The organism is Nocardia jiangxiensis NBRC 101359, from assembly GCF_000308615.1.
GTDB classification, from domain to species: domain Bacteria; phylum Actinomycetota; class Actinomycetes; order Mycobacteriales; family Mycobacteriaceae; genus Nocardia; species Nocardia jiangxiensis.
Window position 1 is genome coordinate 1 of the sequence record NZ_BAGB01000123.1, and the last position, 1952, is coordinate 1952.

Genomic DNA, 1952 nt, shown 5'->3' on the forward strand with positions numbered 1-1952 from the left:
CGTCGGGTGACCGGGAAGGTGAAGCGGTTCACCCAGGATATGGCTGATTTGTTGATGGAACACGCGCCGGTGGAGGTGGATACCGGGGAGGGTAAGGAGATGCTGGTCGTTCTGCGGTCGGTGCGTGTGGCGTTGGATGATGGTTTGGCGCATGTGATGACAAGTAGTGATCCGCTGGTGGATCACATGCAGCACGAGTTCTTGAAGCTGGTGGCCGACCGCGACCTGAATCTGACTATTTACCATCTGGATTCGGATCAGCCGTTCCCGGCGCGTGCGCCGGGGGACAACATCATCGTGGTGGGGACCGCGCAGGATTACGGTTTCCGGGCGGTGAAGGAAGCCCAGGCGATGATCGACAAGCTGACCGAGGCGGGGCTGGGTGGTGACGGGTTGAAAACCCTGCAAGCAAACCTGGAGAAGGCACCGACCTTCCCGGAGTACAAGGCCTTGTTGGATGAAGCCGCCGTCGCGCACGGGCTCGAGACCCGGTTCGAGCCGTTTCCGGGTGGGAAGTTGACCGTGGATGAGATCGATGCCCAGTTGATCGACGAGCAGACCCATTACGTGCTCTCCCCGGGGGCGGCGGAGCGGCGAGCCCGGAGTTCGTGGCAAGACCAAGGATGTGTGGGGGAATTTCCAGCGCGCCAAAGACGAGGGTGTCTTGGCCGAGGCCGATTTCGGGAAGAACCCGGATATTCCCGGCATGTTCGATTCCCGCCTCACCCCCGGTGGTCGGGAGAAGCTCGAAGCGATGCTGGGTACCTCGCTGACCCCCGCCCAGGCCGAGGAATACGCGCATGCCGCGCAAGCGCAGTGGGGTCCGCGGGAGAACACCGACTACCACGTCGGCAGCGACGGCAAGATCAAGATCATTTCCTCGAAGACGAACGATCAACTCATGGACGATCCGGAGAAACAGAGCTCGAGCCGCTGGAACGGATTCGCCAAATACCTCGAGGTCAAACACAGCCGCGGCGGAGACGACAGCAGTATCACCGCTGATCCGCAGTACTCGATCAGCATCACCGGTAAACAGCTGTTCTCCGGCGGGCATCTGGAGATCCGGGGCACCTCGGGCACCCTGCTCACCGCGACCGAGCACACCCCGCGGGGTGTGGAAGACATCATGCACGACGAATACGGCACCGGGCCGATCGCGCGCGTGGAACGGTTCTTCGATTCCCAGCTCGATCGGCTTCCCGACCAGCACTTCACCACCCGCGACCACAAATTCACCCAGATGGCCAAGGACATCATCGACACCGCCTTCGTCGAAAACCCGAACACCGGGAAACTCGAACAGGCCGGATCCCCGCAACTGGGCGTGGCTATGGACAACGCCGACGTCGGCCGCTTGGCCGAGGCTGTGCGGGCCGAGGCCGAATCGCGTGGACTCACCGTGGAACTCCACGCTGTGGATGCGGCGTGGATGGATTCGTTCGGCAGCAAACGCGCCGCGTATGACAAGTTGCAGGAGATCATCGCCGAGGGCGGGAAGATGGGCAAGATCACCCTCGGCAACAAGGTGATGAGCCGCGGGGTGGACATCACGCCGGTCCCCGAAGCCATCGCCGCGGGCGGGTTGAAAGTGAAAATCAGTGGCGGACCCGCCTACTCGGCGCGGGTGAACCATCAAGTGCAGACCCGCGCCGCGCGCAGCGGTGACCTGGCCCGTGGGGGCCGGGAGAACGGCGGCACCCCCGGGGAGGCGGTGCACTACATCTCGCCGGAGGACTACCTGTCCAGTGCACCCACCCCACGCGTGAAACAACTCCTGGTCCGTTACCAGGATGCGGCGCAATCACATTCGCAAGCCACCGAGCTGCATCGGACCGAACAGACAACCGACAGTGAGACCAGGCTCGAACAAACCCTCAGCGATCTGGACACGGCCACCAACAACCTACGCACCATCGCGACCCCGCTACAGAAAGCCGCAGTGGAACAGC

General features: G+C 62.9%; 1 protein-coding gene and 1 pseudogene. Both read left to right on the forward strand.

The features are described 5' to 3' along the window. Positions 1 to 54: 54 nt before the first annotated feature. Positions 55 to 516: pseudogene (locus tag ON40_RS56260) on the forward strand (hypothetical protein); the annotation flags it as partial. A gap of 148 nt (positions 517 to 664) precedes the next feature. Next, on the forward strand, positions 665 to 1952 hold a 1288-nt coding region (locus ON40_RS34520; protein WP_157186582.1), incomplete at its 3' end, for a preprotein translocase subunit SecA.